The 17,737-nt window shown below is 68.4% G+C and carries 13 protein-coding genes; 7 read left to right on the top strand and 6 right to left on the bottom strand.

The features are described 5' to 3' along the window. Positions 1-16 precede the first annotated feature (16 nt). Entirely contained in the window at positions 17-4,594 is a 4,578-nt protein-coding gene (locus LQF10_RS16465; RefSeq protein WP_231064891.1) for an ExeM/NucH family extracellular endonuclease, read from the bottom strand. A 173-nt stretch (positions 4,595-4,767) separates the two neighbouring features. Beyond that, positions 4,768-6,183 carry an NAD-dependent malic enzyme gene (locus tag LQF10_RS16470; RefSeq protein WP_231064892.1) on the bottom strand — a complete coding sequence of 472 codons (1,416 nt, stop codon included), beginning with the start codon at positions 6,181-6,183 and terminating at the stop codon, positions 4,768-4,770. Positions 6,184-6,374: 191 nt separating this feature from the next. Between LQF10_RS16470 and LQF10_RS16475 the strand changes: the two genes are divergently transcribed. Next, positions 6,375-7,805 carry an MFS transporter gene (locus LQF10_RS16475; protein WP_231064893.1) on the top strand — a complete coding sequence of 477 codons (1,431 nt, stop codon included), beginning with the start codon at positions 6,375-6,377 and terminating at the stop codon, positions 7,803-7,805. Positions 7,806-7,812: 7 nt separating this feature from the next. Here LQF10_RS16475 and LQF10_RS16480 read toward each other — a convergent pair whose 3' ends face one another. Then, entirely contained in the window at positions 7,813-8,742 is a 930-nt protein-coding gene (locus LQF10_RS16480) for an aldose 1-epimerase family protein (RefSeq protein ID WP_231064894.1), read from the bottom strand. Positions 8,743-8,775: 33 nt separating this feature from the next. After that, a complete protein-coding gene (gene purL / locus LQF10_RS16485) occupies positions 8,776-11,091 on the bottom strand; it encodes a phosphoribosylformylglycinamidine synthase subunit PurL (RefSeq protein WP_231064895.1) in 2,316 nt (771 codons plus the stop codon). Positions 11,092-11,360: 269 nt separating this feature from the next. Here purL and LQF10_RS16490 point away from each other — a divergent pair, with 269 nt between their 5' ends. The 6 genes from LQF10_RS16490 to LQF10_RS16515 all read left to right on the top strand — a co-directional run bounded on the left by LQF10_RS16490 (position 11,361) and on the right by LQF10_RS16515 (position 15,440). Continuing rightward, positions 11,361-12,458, top strand: coding sequence for a glycoside hydrolase family 183 protein (locus tag LQF10_RS16490; protein ID WP_231064896.1), 1,098 nt, complete (start codon positions 11,361-11,363; stop codon positions 12,456-12,458). Between the two features lie 6 nt (positions 12,459-12,464). Then, on the top strand, positions 12,465-12,977 hold the full coding sequence (locus tag LQF10_RS16495; protein ID WP_231064897.1) for a universal stress protein: 513 nt from the start codon (positions 12,465-12,467) through the stop codon (positions 12,975-12,977). Next, a complete protein-coding gene (locus LQF10_RS16500) occupies positions 12,974-13,399 on the top strand; it encodes a fluoride efflux transporter FluC (RefSeq protein WP_231064898.1) in 426 nt (141 codons plus the stop codon). Before LQF10_RS16495 ends, LQF10_RS16500 begins: the two co-directional genes overlap by 4 nt. Then, a complete protein-coding gene (locus LQF10_RS16505; RefSeq protein ID WP_231064899.1) occupies positions 13,396-13,767 on the top strand; it encodes a fluoride efflux transporter FluC in 372 nt (123 codons plus the stop codon). Before LQF10_RS16500 ends, LQF10_RS16505 begins: the two co-directional genes overlap by 4 nt. Before the next feature lie 192 nt (positions 13,768-13,959). Beyond that, a complete protein-coding gene (locus LQF10_RS16510) occupies positions 13,960-14,970 on the top strand; it encodes a LacI family DNA-binding transcriptional regulator (RefSeq protein ID WP_231064900.1) in 1,011 nt (336 codons plus the stop codon). A gap of 71 nt (positions 14,971-15,041) precedes the next feature. Continuing rightward, a complete protein-coding gene (locus LQF10_RS16515) occupies positions 15,042-15,440 on the top strand; it encodes a spore germination protein GerW family protein (protein WP_231064901.1) in 399 nt (132 codons plus the stop codon). A gap of 80 nt (positions 15,441-15,520) precedes the next feature. On the opposite strand, the gene LQF10_RS16520 is transcribed toward LQF10_RS16515, so the two are convergent. Beyond that, complete coding sequence (locus tag LQF10_RS16520; protein WP_231064902.1) at positions 15,521-16,534, bottom strand: GDSL-type esterase/lipase family protein; 1,014 nt, start codon at positions 16,532-16,534, stop codon at positions 15,521-15,523. An 11-nt stretch (positions 16,535-16,545) separates the two neighbouring features. Beyond that, entirely contained in the window at positions 16,546-17,736 is a 1,191-nt protein-coding gene (locus LQF10_RS16525) for an aminotransferase class I/II-fold pyridoxal phosphate-dependent enzyme (protein ID WP_231064903.1), read from the bottom strand. Between the last annotated feature and the right edge of the window lies 1 nt (position 17,737).

The raw sequence follows: 17,737 nt of genomic DNA on the forward strand, positions 1-17,737 counted from the left end.
CATATCCGTCGGTTGGTCACCGCCTGACAGTGCCCCGGCGGCGGACGATCATCACCACTGCCCCGAGCACCAGCAGCCCGACGGCGATGAGGACCAGCGTCCACACGGTCGCACCGGTCTCGGCGAGGTCGCCCGATCCATCACCGGCCCCGTCAGATCCATCGGCTCCATCGGCCCCGTCAGATCCATCGGTTCCGTCGCCTCCGCCCGGGTTACTCCCGGCGCCGGATTCGATCAGCACCTCGAGCAGCAGTTCGGTGCCGTTCTCCGGGTCGCTCACCACCAGCTCAACCGCGCTGACGTCCGAGCCGGCGCCCGCTTGACGGTCACCCTGCCCGCCACTGACGCCGAAGACCTCCGGAACAGTGACCCGCACCTCGGCGCGGCCCACCTCGTCAGTGCCATCAACCGGCGTGGTGTCCAACGCTGCCGGCTCCGTGCTGACGCCACCGAGTGACGTGGTCAGCTCCTCCGGAGTGGGTTCACCGGTGGAGAAGGCGAACGAGGAGACGTCCACAGCGATCTCATCGCCGGGCGCGTACACGCCCTCCGGGTCGGAGATCCACGTGATGCCGACGGCGCGCTGGGCGTAATCCGGTGACACCGTTTCGAACTCGGCGAAGTAGTCCACCATTGCCGAGAGATCCACCTGACCGGAATCGGCAGTGTCGGATCCTTGCGTGAAGACCGAGAAGGCGTCGCCGCCGGAGGCGAGGAACGAGTTCGTCACGATCGTGTAGCTCTCGTCGTCCTCGAGCGGCACACCGTCCAGACCCATCCAGACGATCCGCTCACCGAGCGGTGCCTCCGGATCGTACAGATAGGTGAAGCCTTCGGAGACTCCCAGGTGGAGCTTCGTCTCCGCGTCACCGTCGGTCCGCCACTGCTGCTCGAGCAGTGCAGCGATCTGCGCGCCCGTGAGATCCATCGTCACGAGCGTGTTCGCGAACGGCTGCACACCGGCAGCCTCCGCATAGGTGACCACACCGTCGCCCTCCTCACCGTCGGAGGCGAAGCGCAGGTCGTCCCTCAGGCCGCCCGGGTTCATGAAGGCGATCTGGGTGTCTGGGTTGGTCCGCTGCGCGGCCCAGAGCTGGACGTCGGAGACCATGTTGCCGAGGGTGGACTCACCGGCCCGGTTCGAGCCCGCTTCACCGGAAGTCCCGACGGCGCGGTTCAGATCCGCGGTGATTTCACCGAGTGGGTCGCTGCCGATGTCCTCGGCGACGTCCACGGCCTCGTCCACCACGGCCTGCACGTCCGGGTCGCCGGCGCAGAACTCCTCGCGGGGGGTCTCGTCGTCTCCGGGTACTGGCACCAGGTCCACGTTCTCGGCCTGACTCGCCACGACCTCGCCGGTGGTGGTGTCCACGGTGAGTTCGAGGTGACCGAGCAGCTCGCCGTACTGGCGTGCCTGGGTTACCCAGGTGCCGTCGACGTCGTGGGTGTAGGTCTGGTGGGTGTGCCCGGAGATGATCGCGTCGATCTGCTCATGGGCGCCATCGACGAGGTCCCCGAACGGGGAACCGGCTGCACTGGACAGGTCAGCACCCGGTGCGCCGTCGTGCGCGAGAACGACGATCACGTCGGCCTCGTCGTTCGATTCGTCACCGTCGGTGAGCTGTTCGGCGTAACGGTTGGCCGCCTCGCCCATGTCGGTGAAGGTCAGGCCCTCGATCCCGGATGGGGAGACCAGGGTGGGCATGTCCTCGGTGAGCACCCCGATGAACCCGACTCGTACGCCCCCGGTCTCGGTGACCCAGTAGGGGTCGAACGCGGGATCGCCCGAGTCATCCACGATGTTCGCACCGAGAAGCGGGAAGTCGGATGCCGGGATCACTCGGTCGGTCACGTCGTCCTGGCCACGGTCGAACTCGTGGTTGCCCAGGGCTGAGACGTCCAGGCCCATCATGTTCAGTACGTCGATCGTGGGCTGATCGTTCTGGATGAACGAGGTGAACGTGGAGGCCCCGATGTTGTCACCGGCGGAGACGAACAGGGTGTTCGGGTTCTGGGCGCGGTAGGTGTCCACCGTGCAGGCGAGCACCGCGGCGCCAGCGGACTCCCTGTTGGCCTCGATCCGGCCGTGGAAGTCGTTGATGGACATGATCTGCAGGTCCACCAGGGTGTCCGTGACGTCCGGTACATCGATCCCTACCAGGATCGGGTCGTGGTCGGAGGCGCGGAACTGAGTGCCGGGTTGGAAGTGCTCACTGGCGAAGTAGTTGTACCGGGAGTACTCCGCGAGTACCGACTCGGCCGAGTTGATGCTCCAGATGTCCACGCCGGTCACTCGATCGGCCGCGGTCTCGTTGGCGAAGATGTGGTCGAGCGAGCCGACCTTGCCGTCGAAGACATAGGTGGTCTCGCCGTTGTTGAGGTTGGCGTACCCCGCGTCCTCGACGGCCAGGGCCGGGAGCTCGGCGCTGTAGGAGTTGAAGTCACCGAGGAGGAAGATGTCCTCCGTGCCGGTGTCGGTGGCCACGTCCTCGGCGAAGGCGGTGAGCGCCTCGGCCTGTGCCACACGATCCTCCTCGGCACAGCCCTGCGGCAGGTCGGTGCACGCTCCCTCCCCGCCCTTGGACTTGAAGTGGTTCGTGACTGCCACGAAGGAGTAGTCCGTGCCGACGGCGGTGAACACCTGGGCGAGCGGCTCGCGGGCATTGTCAAAGGCCGGGTCACCGGTGAGCACCACCGAGTCGCCGGTCACCTCGACGGTGTCCGGGGTGTAGATGAAGGCGTTGCGGATCACGTCCTGCTCGGCCAGCGTCGGCAGCTCGGCCGGCGACTCGGCGTACGCCCAGCGCTCCTCGCCGGCGTCCGCGTTCAGAGCCTCGACCAGGGCACCGAGCGAGGCGTCGCGGTCCTGGTCGAACTTCACGGAGTTCTCGATCTCCTCCAGGGAGACGACGTCCGCACCGAGCCCGTTGATGGCCTCGACGATCTTGTCCTGCTGACGCTCAAGATTGGTTTCGTTCCAGGCACCGCGCAGATCACACCCGTCGTCGACGGTCAGCGGGTTCTCCTCCCGGTCCTCGTAGGGCTGGCAGCCTGCGACATCCTCGCCGAGCGTGGTGAAGTAGTTGAGCACGTTGAAGGTCGCCAGCACCAGGTCGCCCCCGACGTCTTCCGGGGTGGCGTTCGCGGCCTGGGTGTTGCCACCGGCGAAGGTCACCAGGTCATCGGCGTTGCCGGTGACCGGTGCAGTCGGCTGGAAGTTCCATTGGAACCGGTAGTCCACAATCACGGGTTCAATGAACTCCACTCCGACACCGGTACGCAGGTCCGGGTTTCCGGTCAGGTACGGAACCTCGACCTCGTCCGTGGTTTGCTCGGACTGACCGTCGTCCAGCGTGACAGCACGGGCAGCGTTGTCTGCCACCGCCGCGTCGTACGCCGCGGTTCCCGGCGTGGCGATGTCGGTCTCCTGCACGAGCGGACCGTTCAGGCCCAGACCGATTGACCCGTAGGCCGAACCCCAGCCGCCGAGTGCGAAGGTATCGGAGACCACGTAGTCGGCCACGGGGGCGACGAGCATCCCCTCGACGAGCTCGCGTTCAGCCTCGGTGGCGCCCAGAGTGAAGTCAGTGATCGGTTCCACGGGCGCGGCGTCCTCGTCAAGCACAACGGCCCCACCGGCCGGCACGGTGATCTCGGTGAGTCCGTGGTACTCGATCACTTCGCCGGCGACTCGTACGTAGTCACCGATCTGCACCTCACCGACGGTGGCGGCGGAGTAGACGAAAATGCCGTGAGACGCGGTCAGGGAATCCGGGTCGATGTTCCCGCCAGTGCCCGGGGTCTGGATGTAGTACCCATCGAAATCACCCGTCGGGTACGCGGCGGTCACGATCCCGCTGGTGGTGACCGTCTGCCCGACGAGCTCGCTTTCGGCACCGGTGCCCTGGATCTGGGCGATGGTGTGGGTGTCGTCCTCGGGTACCTCCGGGTCAGGATCGGGGTCGGGGTCGGGGTCGGGGTCACCGCCGCCGTCGGAGCTGTTCACGCTGCCGAAGGAGTCCTCGGCCGGGCCGGTCCACTCGCCGTCGATCCGCTGCAGCGACTGCCCGATCGGCGTGCTGCCCGGCTCAGAGACGCCGATGTCCGTGCTCTCGATGCCGTCTGCGGGGCCACCGGACGCCGTCAGGGTGCCCTCATAGGAGAGGAACTCCACGACGGTGCCGTCCGGGTCGATCAGGGCAAGCCCATCGGCGTCACCGTTCTGAATCCCGTTCGAGGGATACTCCACCACGAGCACACCGGCGCCACCGTCGGTGCCGGTGACGGCGCCATCCAGCTCCGTGGTGCCGTAGGCGGCGTTGTTGTTGCCGTTGTAGAGCACCACGCTCCACCCGGTCAGATCGGTACCGGCCGGTGCCTGCACCTCAATGGCTTCACCGGTGTCGGTGCCGTCATTGTCGTAGTGAAGTTCGCTGATGAAAATGTCACCGTCGCTGATCAGCCGCGGGGCTGGAACCGGGACGGTCACCGCGGTCGAAGGCGCTGCGACGCCTAGACCGAGGAAGGCGGCTGCGGTGATGGCAGCGAGTGGACGGACGGCGTCAGAGCGGCGTCCCCTGCGGGCGTGGAGCATGGGTGTCCTTCGTGCTCGGGGTGGGAGATGAGTGCAACCTAACGCCGCACCGTTCCCCAATGAAGGGGTCAGGTCCCCGAACGGCATGAGTTCGCCTATTCGTCACCCGTTGGTCACGCACACTCACCCTGCGTTGGACGCCACCCCGTTCAATCCTGGAGTCCCCGCACGTATCAGGCGCCGGTCACAGAGGAGCGGGATTGGCTATCCGCCTCGGCGGCCGCTTGCACGGACGCCGCGATCGCGGTGTGCAGGTTCTGGTGGAACACGCTCGGCACGATGTAGGTGGCGTTCAGCTCCTCCGGCCCGACCACATCGGCAAGGGCGGTCGCGGCGGCCAAGAGCATCTCGTCGGTGATCCGAGTAGACCGCCCGTCCAGTAACCCCCGGAACACCCCGGGGAAGGCGAGCACATTGTTGATCTGGTTGGCGAAGTCGCTGCGCCCGGTGGCCACCACAGCAGCGTGCCGCGTAGCGATCGCGGGATCGATCTCCGGCAACGGATTGGCCATGGCGAAAACGATCGACCGCTCCGCCATCGCCGCCACGTCCGCCTCGGCGAGCAGATTCGGCGCCGAGACGCCGATGAACACATCCGCTCCCACGATCACGTCGTGCAGGGTGCCGGGGTGCTGATCACCTTCGGTGGCATCGGCAATCCACTGCAACGACGGTTCCAGGTCCGCCCGGTCCGCCCGGATCACGCCGTCCACGTCGGCGACCACGACGTGCCGCGCACCGGCGGCGAGCATCAGCCGGAGGATGGCCGACCCGGCCGCTCCCGCCCCGGACTGCACGATGCGCACATCCTCGATGTTCTTGCCCACCACCTTGAGAGCGTTCCGCAACGCCGCCAACGCCACGATCGCCGTCCCGTGCTGATCATCGTGAAAGACCGGGATGTCCAGCTCGGCGCGCAACCGTTCCTCGATCTCGAAACATCGCGGTGCGGAGATGTCCTCGAGGTTGATGCCCGCGAACACCGGGGCGATGATCTGCACGGTTCGCACGATCTCATCCACGTCCTGGGTGTCCAGGCAGATCGGGAATGCATCGATACCGGCGAACCGCTTAAACAGGGCAGCCTTGCCCTCCATCACCGGCAGGGCCGCCGTCGGGCCGATATTGCCCAGCCCGAGAACGGCCGAGCCATCGGTCACCACGGCGACAGTATTGCGCTTGATGGTCAGACGCACCGCGTCTTCCGGGTGCGCGGCGAGTTGCTGGCTCACCCGGCCCACGCCCGGGGTGTAGATGAGGGAGAGATCATCGCGGTGCCGGATCTGCATCTTCGGCTGGATCTCGATCTTGCCGCCCAGGTGAGCCAGGAAAGTCCGGTCCGAGACCCGGCCGATGGTGACGCCGTCGATATCGCCCAACGCGTCCACGATGTGCTTCGCGTCGTCCTCGCCACCCGTCGCGCAGGTGACGTCCACCTGGAGACGGTCCAGTCCGGAGCCGGACACGTCAACGGCGGTGACGATTCCGCCCGCGCGTTCCACTGTGGTGGTGATAGTACTCACAGCGGACGGCTGCGCCGGCATCTCCAGTCGCACCGTGATCGAGTAGCTGACGCTGGGAGAGCTCATCGGCAGACCTGGTACCTTCCGTCGCGTTCCAGGCGCGCCACATCGCGCACCCAGGTAGTGGATTCGGCCGGAGCCCGTGTGCACCGGCCGCCAGTTGGCATTCTGCCTCATGTGCCGCGCGGAGCATCCCGCAACGCGCGCGATCCGAGATCGGCGGCGCGTGATAGACCTGACCCGTGTCGACTGCGCCCATGCGTCCCGGAGCGGATGAGCCCTCCCCCCAGCGGTGGTCCGCATTCGCCGTCTGCCTCGCGGCCGGATTCCTGACGCTGCTCGACGTCTCGATCGTGAACGTCGCGCTGCCCTCGATCGAGACGGCACTGAGCGCGGACCCGGCCGAGATCCAGTGGATCGTGGCCGGATACACCCTCGCCTTCGGACTGGTGCTGGTTCCCGCCGGCCGTCTCGGCGACCTCTTCGGCCGCCGTCGGATGTTCCTGATCGGGGTGGCACTGTTCGCGCTCACGTCAGCCCTGTGTGGTGCAGCGCCGACGGCCGAGTTGCTGGCGCTCGGGCGAGTTCTTCAGGGGGTTGCGGCGGGCACCCTGAACCCCCAGGTTCTCGCGCTGATCCAGGAGCTGTTCACCGGTGCCGAGCGGGGCCGCGCGTTCGGGATGTTCGGTGCCACTGTGGGGATCTCCACCGCAATCGGCCCGCTACTCGGCGGCGCCCTGATCGCGGTCTTCGGCGCCGAGGAGGGGTGGCGGGCCGTCTTCTGGGTGAACGTGCCCGTCGGCGTGGTGGTGCTGATGCTCGGCTGGCGCCTCCTGCCACGCGTGCCGAAAGTGACCAGCCGGGTGGGCATCGACGTGGCCGGGTTGCTACTCCTCGGGACGTGCGTGCTGGCGTTCATGCTGCCATTCCTGGAGGCCTCCGAAGGCGGCGGCGCGGCACAGTCACCGTGGTGGTTGCTCGGCGTGAGCGTAGTGGCCGGCGCGGCCTTCCTCTGGTGGGAGCGGCGGTACGAGTCCCGCGGTGGTCAGCCAGTGATCACCCGTGATCTGCTCCGCACCCCGTCCTATACCCGCGGCGCGCTGATCGCGATGCTCTACTTCTCCGGGTTCACCGGAATCTTCCTGCTGGCCACCCTCTACCTTCAGTCCGGGCTCGAGTTGGCACCATGGCAGGCCGGCCTCGTGCTGACCCCGTTCGCCCTGGCTGGTGCCGTCTCGTCCTGGTTGAGCGGGCGCTGGGTCGCACGATTCGGACGCAGGCTGGTGGTGCTCGGCATCGCGGCCATGCTCATCGGTGTGATCATCGCGGACGTGCTCGTCTCGGTGGTGGACGGCCAAGCCGCCGCATGGTGGCTCGCGGGCGTCCTGATGATCTCCGGGTTCGGCAACGGGATCGTGATCTCCCCGAACCAGGCCCTCACCCTGGCCGATGTGCCCGTTCCCCGCGCGGGCGTGGCCGGCGGTGCACTGCAGACCGGTCAGCGAGTCGGTACATCGGTGGGGGTCGCGGCCTCGGCATCGATGTTCTTCGCCACCCTCGCCACCAGCGGCGACTACGGCGAGGCGATGTCCGTGGGTCTTCGAGTCGTCGTCGGGGTACTCACCGTGGCGCTCGTTGTCGCTGTGGTGGATGAACGGCGCCGGCAGCGTCCGCCCAGCCGGGCATGAGGAGCCGTTAGGCGAGGCTGATGCCCCACGAACCAGTGAACTCCTGCCCCGGTGCAAGCCGGAGCAGGCCGTCACCGGTGTTGAACGCGTCCACGGCACAGGTCATCGGTTCCGCGGCCACCGAGGCGCGTTTGCCCTCTGCGTCGCTGACGCCGTCAGCGGTGTAGAGGAGCACGAACGGCCAGGCCTCGTCCTGCCACAGGTCCACACGCAACCCGTCTGTCCGTTCCAGCACGGTGTGGGCAATCCCGTCGGCGTCACGATCCAGACCGGTGTACAGGCCGAGCTGATGGGCTCCGATGCGTCGTTCATCCCGGAAGTCATCGTCCGGCCCGACGGCGGCCGCGTGCGTCATCAGACCACCATCGCCGCTGAGCCGGGTCGCCCCCGGCACGGTCACGCTCATCTGGTCCACCAGGTCACCCGGGGCGCCGGGTGCCAGGTAGGGGTGAGCTCCCGCGCCGAACGGTGCGGTGGTCGACGCGAGGTTACGGACCGTCAAGCGGGTGCTCAGACCGCCGGGGCCGAGCTGCCAGCGGACGGTCATCGCGAGGGTCCACGGGTAGCCGGCCCGGGCGGGGAGCACAGCACCGAAGTCCACACTCGATTCGGTGCTCTCCAGCTCCTCGAAGCTCGCCCAACGGGCGAACCCGTGGATGGCATTGCGCGGGTCGGCCCCGCCGATCGGCAGCGAGTACTCCACGCCCTCGAAGGAATAGCGGCCCTCGGCGATGCGATTCGGCCAGGGCACCAGCCACTGCCCCCGGGCACTCGGGCAGAGCTCGTCCGCCGCGTAGCCGGCCACGATCGGGCGACCGTCCACGGCGTATTCGCGCAGTCCGGCGCCGGCTTCAGTCACCACGGCCCGGTGGTTTCCCCAGGTCAGCGTGTGCTCGCGGTGACCACTCAGCCTGTCCAGCACGTCGGTGAGCGTCATCAACAGATAGGCCTCTCGTCGGTGGTGGGCTGCTCAGGCGAACCGGGCTGGCAAGGTGCCGGCATGGGCGGCGCGTAGGTCGCCCAGACTCAGGGTGAGTTGACCTGCCACCTCGAGTCCGCCGTCGGCAGTGACGCCCAGCCGCAGCCACGGCACGCCGTGGGACTCGGCGAGTGCGACCAGCGCGTCCTCTCGCTCCGGCTGCACCGCGACCAGGGCTCGCGCACCGGATTCGGCGAACAACGCCGTCGGAACATCGATCCCGTCCCGGGCGCACAGCTCGTCCAGGTTCACGGCGGCGCCGACGTTGTGCCGGAGCACGCCGTCGGTGAGGCTCTGTAGCAGACCACCGGCGGCGAGATCGTGCGCCGCGTGCGCCAGGCCGGCCGACGACGCGCCCACCAGCACATCCGCCAGGGCCCGCTCGGCGGCGAGGTCGACCACCGGCGGGCGGCCGCCGAGGTGATCGTGGATCACACCGGCCCACACCGAGCCGGAGAGTTCCTCACGGGTACTGCCGAGCAGGTAGAGGACCAGACCCGCTTCGCTCCAGCCCGACGGCGTGGCGTGGGCCACGTCATCCAGAACGCCCAGCACACCCACGACCGGGGTCGGGTTGATCGAGGCATCGATGTGGCCCTTGCCGACCTCACCGGCGAGCGTGGAGTTGTACAGGGAGACGTTTCCGCCAGTCACCGGAACACCCAGTTCGGCGCAGGCATCGGCCAGTCCGGTGATGGCCTGCACGAGTTGCCACATGGCATCCGGGTCTTCCGGGGAACCGAAGTTCAGGCAGTCAGTGACCGCGAGCGGCCGTGCACCCACCGTGGCGACGTTGCGGTAGGCCTCGGCGAGCGCCTGCTGGGCCCCGATGTACGGGTCAAGTTTGGTGAACCGGCCGTTGGCGTCGGTGGCGATGGCCACCCCGAGGCCGCTGGCCTCATCCACGCGGATCACGCCGGCGTCGTCGGGCTGGGCCATGGCGGTATTGCCCTGCACGTACCGGTCGTACTGGTCGGTGACCCAGGCCTTCGACGCGAGGTTCGGGGAGGCGAGCAGGGTCAGTGCCTGGCCGCGCAGCTCCTCCGACGAGGCCGGCCGCGGAAGGCGAGCTGCGTCGTCGGCGTTCAGGGCGTCCTGCCAGGCCGGCTTGGCGTACGGGCGGTCGTACACGGGGCCCTCATGGGCCACCGTTGTCGGATCCACATCCACGATGCGGTGGCCGTTGTGGTCGATGGTCAGCCGCCCGGTGCCGGTGACCTCACCGATGACCGCAGTCTCCACCTCCCACTTACCGGTGATCGCGAGGAACTCCTCGAGCTTGTCCGGCGCCACCACGGCCATCATGCGTTCCTGGGACTCGCTCATCAGGATCTCGCCGGCCGTCAGGGTGGGATCGCGCAACAGCACGTTCTCCAGGTCCACGTGCATGCCGCCATCACCGTTGGAGGCGAGCTCGCTGGTGGCGCAGGAGATGCCGGCGGCGCCGAGATCCTGGATGCCCTCCACCACGCGGGCGGCGAACAGCTCCAGGCAGCATTCGATGAGGACCTTCTCCATGAACGGGTCGCCCACCTGCACGCTCGGGCGCTTGGAGGGCTTGTCCGCATCGAAGGTCTCCGACGCCAGGATGGAGGCGCCGCCGATGCCGTCACCACCGGTGCGGGCGCCGAACAGCACCACCTTGTTCCCCGCGCCTTCGGCGTTGGCGAGGTGGATGTCCTCGTGCCGCAGCACCCCCACGCACAGGGCGTTCACGAGCGGGTTGCGCTGGTAAGACGCGTCGAACTCGGTCTCCCCGCCGATGTTCGGCAGGCCGAGAGAGTTGCCGTACCCGCCCACGCCGGAGACCACGCCGTGCACCACACGTGCGGTGTCCGGGTGATCGATGGCGCCGAATCGCAGCTGATCCATCACGGCCACCGGGCGCGCGCCCATGGAGATGATGTCGCGAACGATGCCGCCCACGCCGGTGGCGGCGCCCTGGTAGGGCTCCACAAAGCTGGGGTGGTTGTGCGATTCGACCTTGAAGGTGACGGCCCAGCCGTCGCCGATGTCGACGACGCCGGCGTTCTGCCCGATCCCGACGAGCAGGTGTTCGCGCATCTCCTCGGTGGTCTTGTCCCCGAACTGACCGAGGTGGCGCTTGGAGGACTTGTAAGAGCAGTGCTCGGACCACATCACCGAGTACATCGCGAGTTCGGCGGCGGTGGGGCGGCGCTCGAGGATCTCCACAATCCGGGCGTACTCGTCTTCCTTCAGGCCGAGCTCAGCGTAGGGAAGCTTCGCGTCCGGTGTGGCGGCGGCGTTCTCGACAGTATCGATGGTCCCAGCAGGCACTTCGGTCATCTTGGTCCTCACGCGACGCGGGCGAGCGGCGGGGCGTGCCAGGGGCGTCGACCAGCGCTCAGGAGCAACTCAACTCTACTGGCCCGCAGGCACGCGCCCGTTCTCCGCGGAACCCTCCCCCGGCCGGGCCTTCGCCGGCCGGAGGGTACCCCGCCACGGACCGCTGGGAGGGCACACGTCCTTGACGGCGATGCGGTTCCTCCTGGCATACTCCTCACCAGCGAGTAAACGATTACTCGCCCTGCCATCGACGTCAGGAGTGGTTTGTCATGACCCACACACCCAGAAACCGCACATCGATCAGCCGCCGCACCCTACTCCGCGGAAGCGCTGCCGTGGGGCTCGCTGCTGCAGGCCTGTCCGTCAACGCGGCCGGTGCCTCTGCGGCCGTCACCAGCACGAAGATCAAGGACCTCGTCGGCACCCAGACCCCGGTGCAGTACGGCATCGGGGCCACCGACCTCGGCATCCCGGCGATCGCCCCGGACGGCCGGGCCGTGTGGGTCTTCGGTGACACCTGGCTGGACCACGTGGGCGGCACGAACTGGCGCTCCCCGGTGGCGCTGTACTCGGGCACCACCAACCCGAACGCCGGAGTGACGTTCAACGGCTGCGCCGGGAATGGCGCCACCACCCAGGCCCATGCCCCGCAACTGTGGTACTACCCGCACGATCACTACTTCACCACCGTGATCCCGTCCGATGTGATCACCATCGGCGGCACGATGTACCTGCACGCCATCGTGAACGGCCCGCACTTCGGCGCCGTGCGATGGACGGAGGTGTGGCAGTCGACCGACTCCGGTGCCACCTGGCAGCACACCGGGCTCACCTTCCCGGGCGACAAGGACGGCGGCTACTTCCAGTGCATCACCTGGGGTCAGGGCAACGACGGTTACGTCTACCTGTTCGCCACTGGCTTCCAGCGGGATAAGGGCATCAAGCTCTACCGCGTGCCCGAGACCCAGATCACCAACGGCGCGGCGTACCAGCCATGGGGCTGGAACGGGTCCCACTGGGTGTGGGGCGCCACCGCCACCGAGGTGTTGCCCGGCGGATTCGGTGAGATGTGCCTGCGGCCCCTCGGCGGCAAGTGGCTGCTCACCTACTTCAACGCCCAGGACTACCGGATCGACGCGATGGTGCTGAACACGCCCACGGACAATCTGCACACGGCCGCGAAGACCACCCTGCTCTGGGGCGGGGAGTGGGGCTCGGAATCACACAGCCACGTGGCGCAGTTGTACGGGGGGTACGTGATTCCCGGCTCGAGCCTGTCCGATCTGCACCTGAGCGTGAGCCAGTGGAAGACGGCAGACAACAGCGTCTACCACTCGATGCAGTTCCGCATTCAGGGCCTACTCTGAGGGGTCATGACAGCCTTCAGCACGCGCCCGTGGGTCGGCATCCCGGCCGAACGCCCGATCGTCGTGGGTGTCGAGCCCGGGCAGGATCCGCGTGTGCTGCACCGCGCCGGGGAGGTGGCAGGCATCTACGGCACCGGTGTGGTGGCCACCTGGGTGGATCCCACCCACGTGCTGGTGACGAGCGAGCTCTCCGGAGTCCCGGCGCTCGCCCCGGTGGATCCGGACGCCACCAACGGCGATGACATCACCACACTCGACGAGCAAGTGCACGCACTGGTGCGGGGCGAGCTGACGCCGTCGGGCGTGCCGTGGCGGTTCGTGCGGGGCTCCGGCGAGGTTGCCCGCGGACTTGCCGAGGCGGCGCGCGAGTACCGCGCGCCGATGATCGTGGTGGGCGCCCGCCGTCCGGGCTTCTCCGGGTGGATGAACGAGGTGATCGGTGGGTCCGTGGCGGGCCATCTGGTGCACACCCAGGAGGTACCGGTACTCGTGGTACCGCTTGGTCAGGAGGGCAGGTGAATCGACTCCGTCTCGGCGGGGTGGTGGCCGTCGGTGGCAGCCTGGGCACGCTCGCCCGGTACGGGCTCACGGAGGCCTTGGGCCCTCCCGACGGCGTCCCGTGGGCAACGTTGACGGCGAACCTCGCCGGTGCGTTCGCCTTGGGAGTGCTGCTCGAGGCACTGCTGCGCGCCGGGGAGGAGAACGCGACCCGGCGAGCCATCCGGCTCGGGATCGGGACCGGGTTCCTCGGCGGATTCACCACCTTCTCCAGCCTCGCCCTGGAGACCGAGCGCCTGATCAACGGCGGCCAGCTCGGCCTCGCGGCCGGGTACGTCCTCGCGAGCCTGAGCCTGGGCCTGTTGCTTGCATTGGCAGGGATCGCCGCGGGCGGGGCCCGTTCGCGACGCACCGGTCCGCCTGAGCACGGTGGCGTCCGATGATCACCGTGCTGATCGCCGTCACCGGTGGGCTGGGTGCGGCGCTGCGATTCTGGGCGGACGGGGCGATCAGGGCCCGGTGGCAGACTGCACTGCCGGTGGCCACCATCGGGATCAACACGGCCGGTTCGCTACTGATCGGGGTGCTCGCCGGCCTGCTGGGCACCGGCACGATCGGGGTGAGCGCGACGGTGCTCAGCATCGGGCTGTGCGGAGGGTTCACCACGTTCTCCACCGCCATGGTGGAGTCGGCACGGCTGCTGCTCGCCGGAGACCGCCGCCGGTGCGCGGCAAACCTCGCCATCACGATGATGCTCACCCTGGCAGCCGCGGCGCTGGGATTCGCACTGGCAACCGCGATCGTCCAGTGATGCTCACCGGACCTTTCCGGTAGGCGAACCACACTGCCGACGGCGGGCGTGGCGTTCGCGCACACCACCGGTATTCGAAGGGGAGCACGGCGCCAGGTTTGCACCGTTTCAATCCAGACCGGTAGCGTCACGGGCGCGGCGCGGGCCAGCACGATGAACCGTGCACCCGCAGCCGAGTGCGAGGAGGTCATCGTGGCTAGTGTCACGATTCAGGACGTCGCCCGACGGGCGGGAGTCTCGGCTGCCACGGTCTCGAACTACTTCAACTGGCCGGACCGCCTCTCGGACCGGATGAGGCTGCAGGTCCAGCGCGCGGTCGATGAGTTGGGCTTCGTGCCGAATATGCCGGCCCGGCAGTTGCGCCGTTCCCGGAGCAACACCATCGGCCTTTCGGTGATCAACGCCTCGAATCCGTTCTTTGCCGACATCGTGGTGGCGGTGGAGAAGGCGGCGGCCGCGCGAGGGCTGAGCGTGATGGTGGGCAGCACGCACGAGTCCCCGCACCAGCAGGATGCGTACCTGCGGATGTTCGAGCAGTTCCGCTTCGATGGCATCATCCTGAGCCCGTTCGATGCGGGCGTCCAGCATGCCCAGCAGATCGCTTCCCGTGGCACGCCGGTGGTGCTCGTGGACCACCGGGACGAGACGCAAACCCTGTCGTCGGCGTCCACCGATCATGTGCTCGGCGGCCAATTCGCCGCGCGGCACCTGCTCGAGGTGGGGTGCCGCCGGCTGGTGTTCGCCTCCGGCCCACCCGGGGTGCGGCAGGTGGAAGAGCGTTTGCGTGGCGCGCAACAGGTGGTTGACGCCACCGACGGCGTCACCCTGACCGTGCTGGACGGACCAGACCTGGACATCGACGTCGGCAGGGCCACCGGGCGCCGAATCGCGGCCATGTCGGCATCGAACCGGCCGGACGGGGTGTTCGCCGGCAATGACATGGCAGCGATCGGCATCATGCAGGGCCTCATCGGAGCCGGACTGACGGTGCCGGGGGACGTGGCGGTGCTCGGGTATGACGACATCGCGTTCGCGGAGACCACCTCGGTACCGCTCAGCTCGGTGCGGCAGGTGAGCCGCGATATCGGCGCAGCTGCTGCCGAACTGCTCCTGGGCGAGCTCGACGTGCCGGGGCGCCCTCGCGAGCAGTTGGTGTTCCAACCCCAGCTGATGGCACGGGCAAGTACGGCGCGCACGGGGTGAGCGGACCTACCGGGACGGCCGCAGGCATTGCATGATGGACGCAACCACGCCCCGAACCTCGTGAGGATGAGATGAGCCGCACCGCAGGAGACCCGAATCTGCCGATCGAGACCCTTCGGGAGGCGCTGACCGTCCGCCGCGTCTTCGGCGAGGCCTACACGGTGGGCGAGACCACGGTGATCCCGGTGGCCCGGGTGATCGGCGGGTCCGGGATGGGCTACGGCTCCGGGATGGGCCGGGACCCGCAGGGCACCACCGACGGACCCAGCGCCGAGGGAACCGGCGGCGGGGGCGCCGTAGGCATGTGCGCGTGGCCGTCGGGTGCCTATGTGGTCCACGACGGCGAGGTCACCTGGAAGCCGGCGTTCGACGTCAACCTTGCGGTGCTCGGTGGTCAGGCACTCGCCGGGGTGGTGGCGATGTCCGTCGCCTGCGCATTGCGCGCGAAGTTCCGCCGCCGCAGGATCTGACACCCTCCCTCCGACGCGAGTGCGGCCAATTTCGTTCACCAGGTGAGATGTTCGCGAGATTCGCCGCACTCGGCGCGGTCTCAGTGCGTTGCAGGCGCTGGGGTCAGTGCGCTGAGCGCGGAGGCCAACCGCTGACCCATCAACTGGTATCCCTCGGGTCCCGGGTGCAGACCGTCATGCAGCAGTTTTTCCTCGTCCGTGCCGATGATGCTCAGCCCGTCGATCACGGTGATCCGCCCGTCGTGTGCGTTCAGCGCCGCCACGACCTCACCGATCGCCTCGCGCATCTGCACCAGGGTGAGGCCGTCGTGATCCGCCGAGTTCTCCCGCGCCGGGCAGCCGATCGGGGTGATGACGGCGATGGTCGCCTCCGGGTGTGCGGCACGCACCCGCTCGACGAACCCGGAGATCTGCGGCGCGAAGGACCGTTCGTTGAAGGACGTCCGGCCGTGGATGTTGATCCCCAGGCACAGCGAGATTACGTCGGCCGGGGTCTGCGCGATGGCGTGTTCGGCGATCGGGTCGAGGTGGCACTGGCCGCCGAAGCCGAGGCAGGTCAGGTCCCATCCGAGCGTGGTGGCGGCGATCGCCGGCCAGGTCTGGCTCGGCCCGGCCGCCGCCGAGCACTGCGTGATGGAGCTGCCGTAGGTGATCCAGCGAGGGCGCTGGGCCAAGGGGGCGACGGCGGTCGCGGCCTTCAGAGTCAGCGCACCGACCGTTGTGTGCCCTGCCTGGGGGAGCCAGAGGCGGACCTCATGCTCGCCGTCGGGCAGGTCCACCTCGAGGACGTGCGATCCGGAGGTGAGCTCGACACGACGGTGTAGTGCGTCCTCGACCGTGACGTCCACAAACCCTGGGGCGTCGTACTCATAGGTGAGCGGCAGGCTCAGACCCGACGCGTCGGTGCGTAGCTCGGCGCGCACGCCCGCGGCCATCTGCGCGTGGCCCACCAGCACTGGGGCGTGGGCCCGGTCGGCGCGCTCGGGTGGAAGGCGCCACGGGCGCCAGGTGTCACCATCGGGGACCCATGAAATGGCACCCCGCCAGTACTCGGATGAGACAGATGGTTCCAGGATCTGGGCTTCGTCGCTCACGTCGCAGCAGCCTACCCGGCGTGGAAGGCGCTGATCCGCTCGACTGCCTCGGTGACCGCATCGTGACCGGCCGCGAACGACAACCGCACGTATCGCCCACCGCCGATGGGATCGAAGTCGATCCCAGGCACGACGGCGACCCCTGCCTCCTCGAGGAGGGCGCGACTCCACGAGGAGGCATCGCTGTGGCGCCCGAGCGTGTCTGCGAGGTCGGCGTAGAGGTAGAAGGCGCCGTCGGCGGGGGCGATCGGGCCCCACCCGAGGCCAGGGACGGCGTCGAGCAAAGTGGTGCGAGTGCGTGCGAAAGTGGCCACCCGGGCGTCGGCGGCAGCGTAGGAGGCCGGGGTGAAGGCGGCAGTTGCGGCCAGGGCGGCGGGCGCGGGCGGGCACAGGGCGATGTTCCCGGCGAGCGCATCCACGGCGCTGCGCAGATCGGGTGGGACCAGCGCCCAGCCGATCCGCCAGCCGGTCATCCCCCAGTACTTGGAGAAGGAGGAGACCACCACACAGCTGCGGGAGGTCTCCCGGGCGCTGACCCCACGGGCGTCGGGGTCCTCAGGATCATCGGGGTAGGTGATCCCGTGATAGATCTCGTCGCTGATCAGCCGCACGTCGTGGGCATCGCACCAGGCAGTGAGGGAGGCGAGTTCGGCGCGGGTGAGCATGGTGCCGGTGGGGTTGGCAGGCGAAGCGACCACGAGGCCACGCAATGGACCACGACGAGCCGCCACCTCGTCCAGCAGGTCCGGGGTGGGCTGGAACCTGTGCTCGGGCCCGCAGGGGATGTCCACCACCTCGCAACCCAGGGCCGTGAGGATGTTGCGGTAGGCCGGGTAGCCCGGGCTTGCGAGCGCCACCCGGTCGCCTGGGTCGAACGCGGCGAGGAAGGTGAGTACGAAGGCGCCGGAAGATCCGGTGGTGATGGCCACGTCATCACCGGTGAGGTCGAGGCCGTACCAACGGCGGTAATGGCCGGCGATCTCCTCCCGCAGCGGGCGGGGGCCGAGGGCACTGGTGTAGCCGAGATCGTTGGCCTGGTGCAGAGCAACGGCCCGTTCGGCCACATCGGAAGGCGCCCCGCCATCTGGCTCGCCTGCGCACAAGGAGATCACGTCCCGGCCCGCGGCGCGCAACTGAGCCACCCGGTCGAGGATCGACATCACCTCGAACGGTGGGACGGCGGCACGGCGGGCGGCTCTCATG

Origin of the sequence: Ruania halotolerans, from assembly GCF_021049285.1 — a bacterium.
Lineage (GTDB): Bacteria > Actinomycetota > Actinomycetes > Actinomycetales > Beutenbergiaceae > Ruania > Ruania halotolerans.

Bases quoted from the DNA above. Each gene is read 5' to 3' on its own strand.
- LQF10_RS16465 (WP_231064891.1), bottom strand. From the start codon at position 4,594: ATGCTCCACGCCCGCAGGGGACGCCGCTCTGACGCCGTCCGTCCACTC.
- LQF10_RS16470 (WP_231064892.1), bottom strand. From the start codon at position 6,183: ATGAGCTCTCCCAGCGTCAGCTACTCGATCACGGTGCGACTGGAGATG.
- LQF10_RS16475 (WP_231064893.1), top strand. From the start codon at position 6,375: ATGCGTCCCGGAGCGGATGAGCCCTCCCCCCAGCGGTGGTCCGCATTC.
- LQF10_RS16480 (WP_231064894.1), bottom strand. From the start codon at position 8,742: ATGACGCTCACCGACGTGCTGGACAGGCTGAGTGGTCACCGCGAGCAC.
- purL (WP_231064895.1), bottom strand. From the start codon at position 11,091: ATGACCGAAGTGCCTGCTGGGACCATCGATACTGTCGAGAACGCCGCC.
- LQF10_RS16490 (WP_231064896.1), top strand. From the start codon at position 11,361: ATGACCCACACACCCAGAAACCGCACATCGATCAGCCGCCGCACCCTA.
- LQF10_RS16495 (WP_231064897.1), top strand. From the start codon at position 12,465: ATGACAGCCTTCAGCACGCGCCCGTGGGTCGGCATCCCGGCCGAACGC.
- LQF10_RS16505 (WP_231064899.1), top strand. From the start codon at position 13,396: ATGATCACCGTGCTGATCGCCGTCACCGGTGGGCTGGGTGCGGCGCTG.
- LQF10_RS16515 (WP_231064901.1), top strand. From the start codon at position 15,042: ATGAGCCGCACCGCAGGAGACCCGAATCTGCCGATCGAGACCCTTCGG.
- LQF10_RS16525 (WP_231064903.1), bottom strand. From the start codon at position 17,736: ATGAGAGCCGCCCGCCGTGCCGCCGTCCCACCGTTCGAGGTGATGTCG.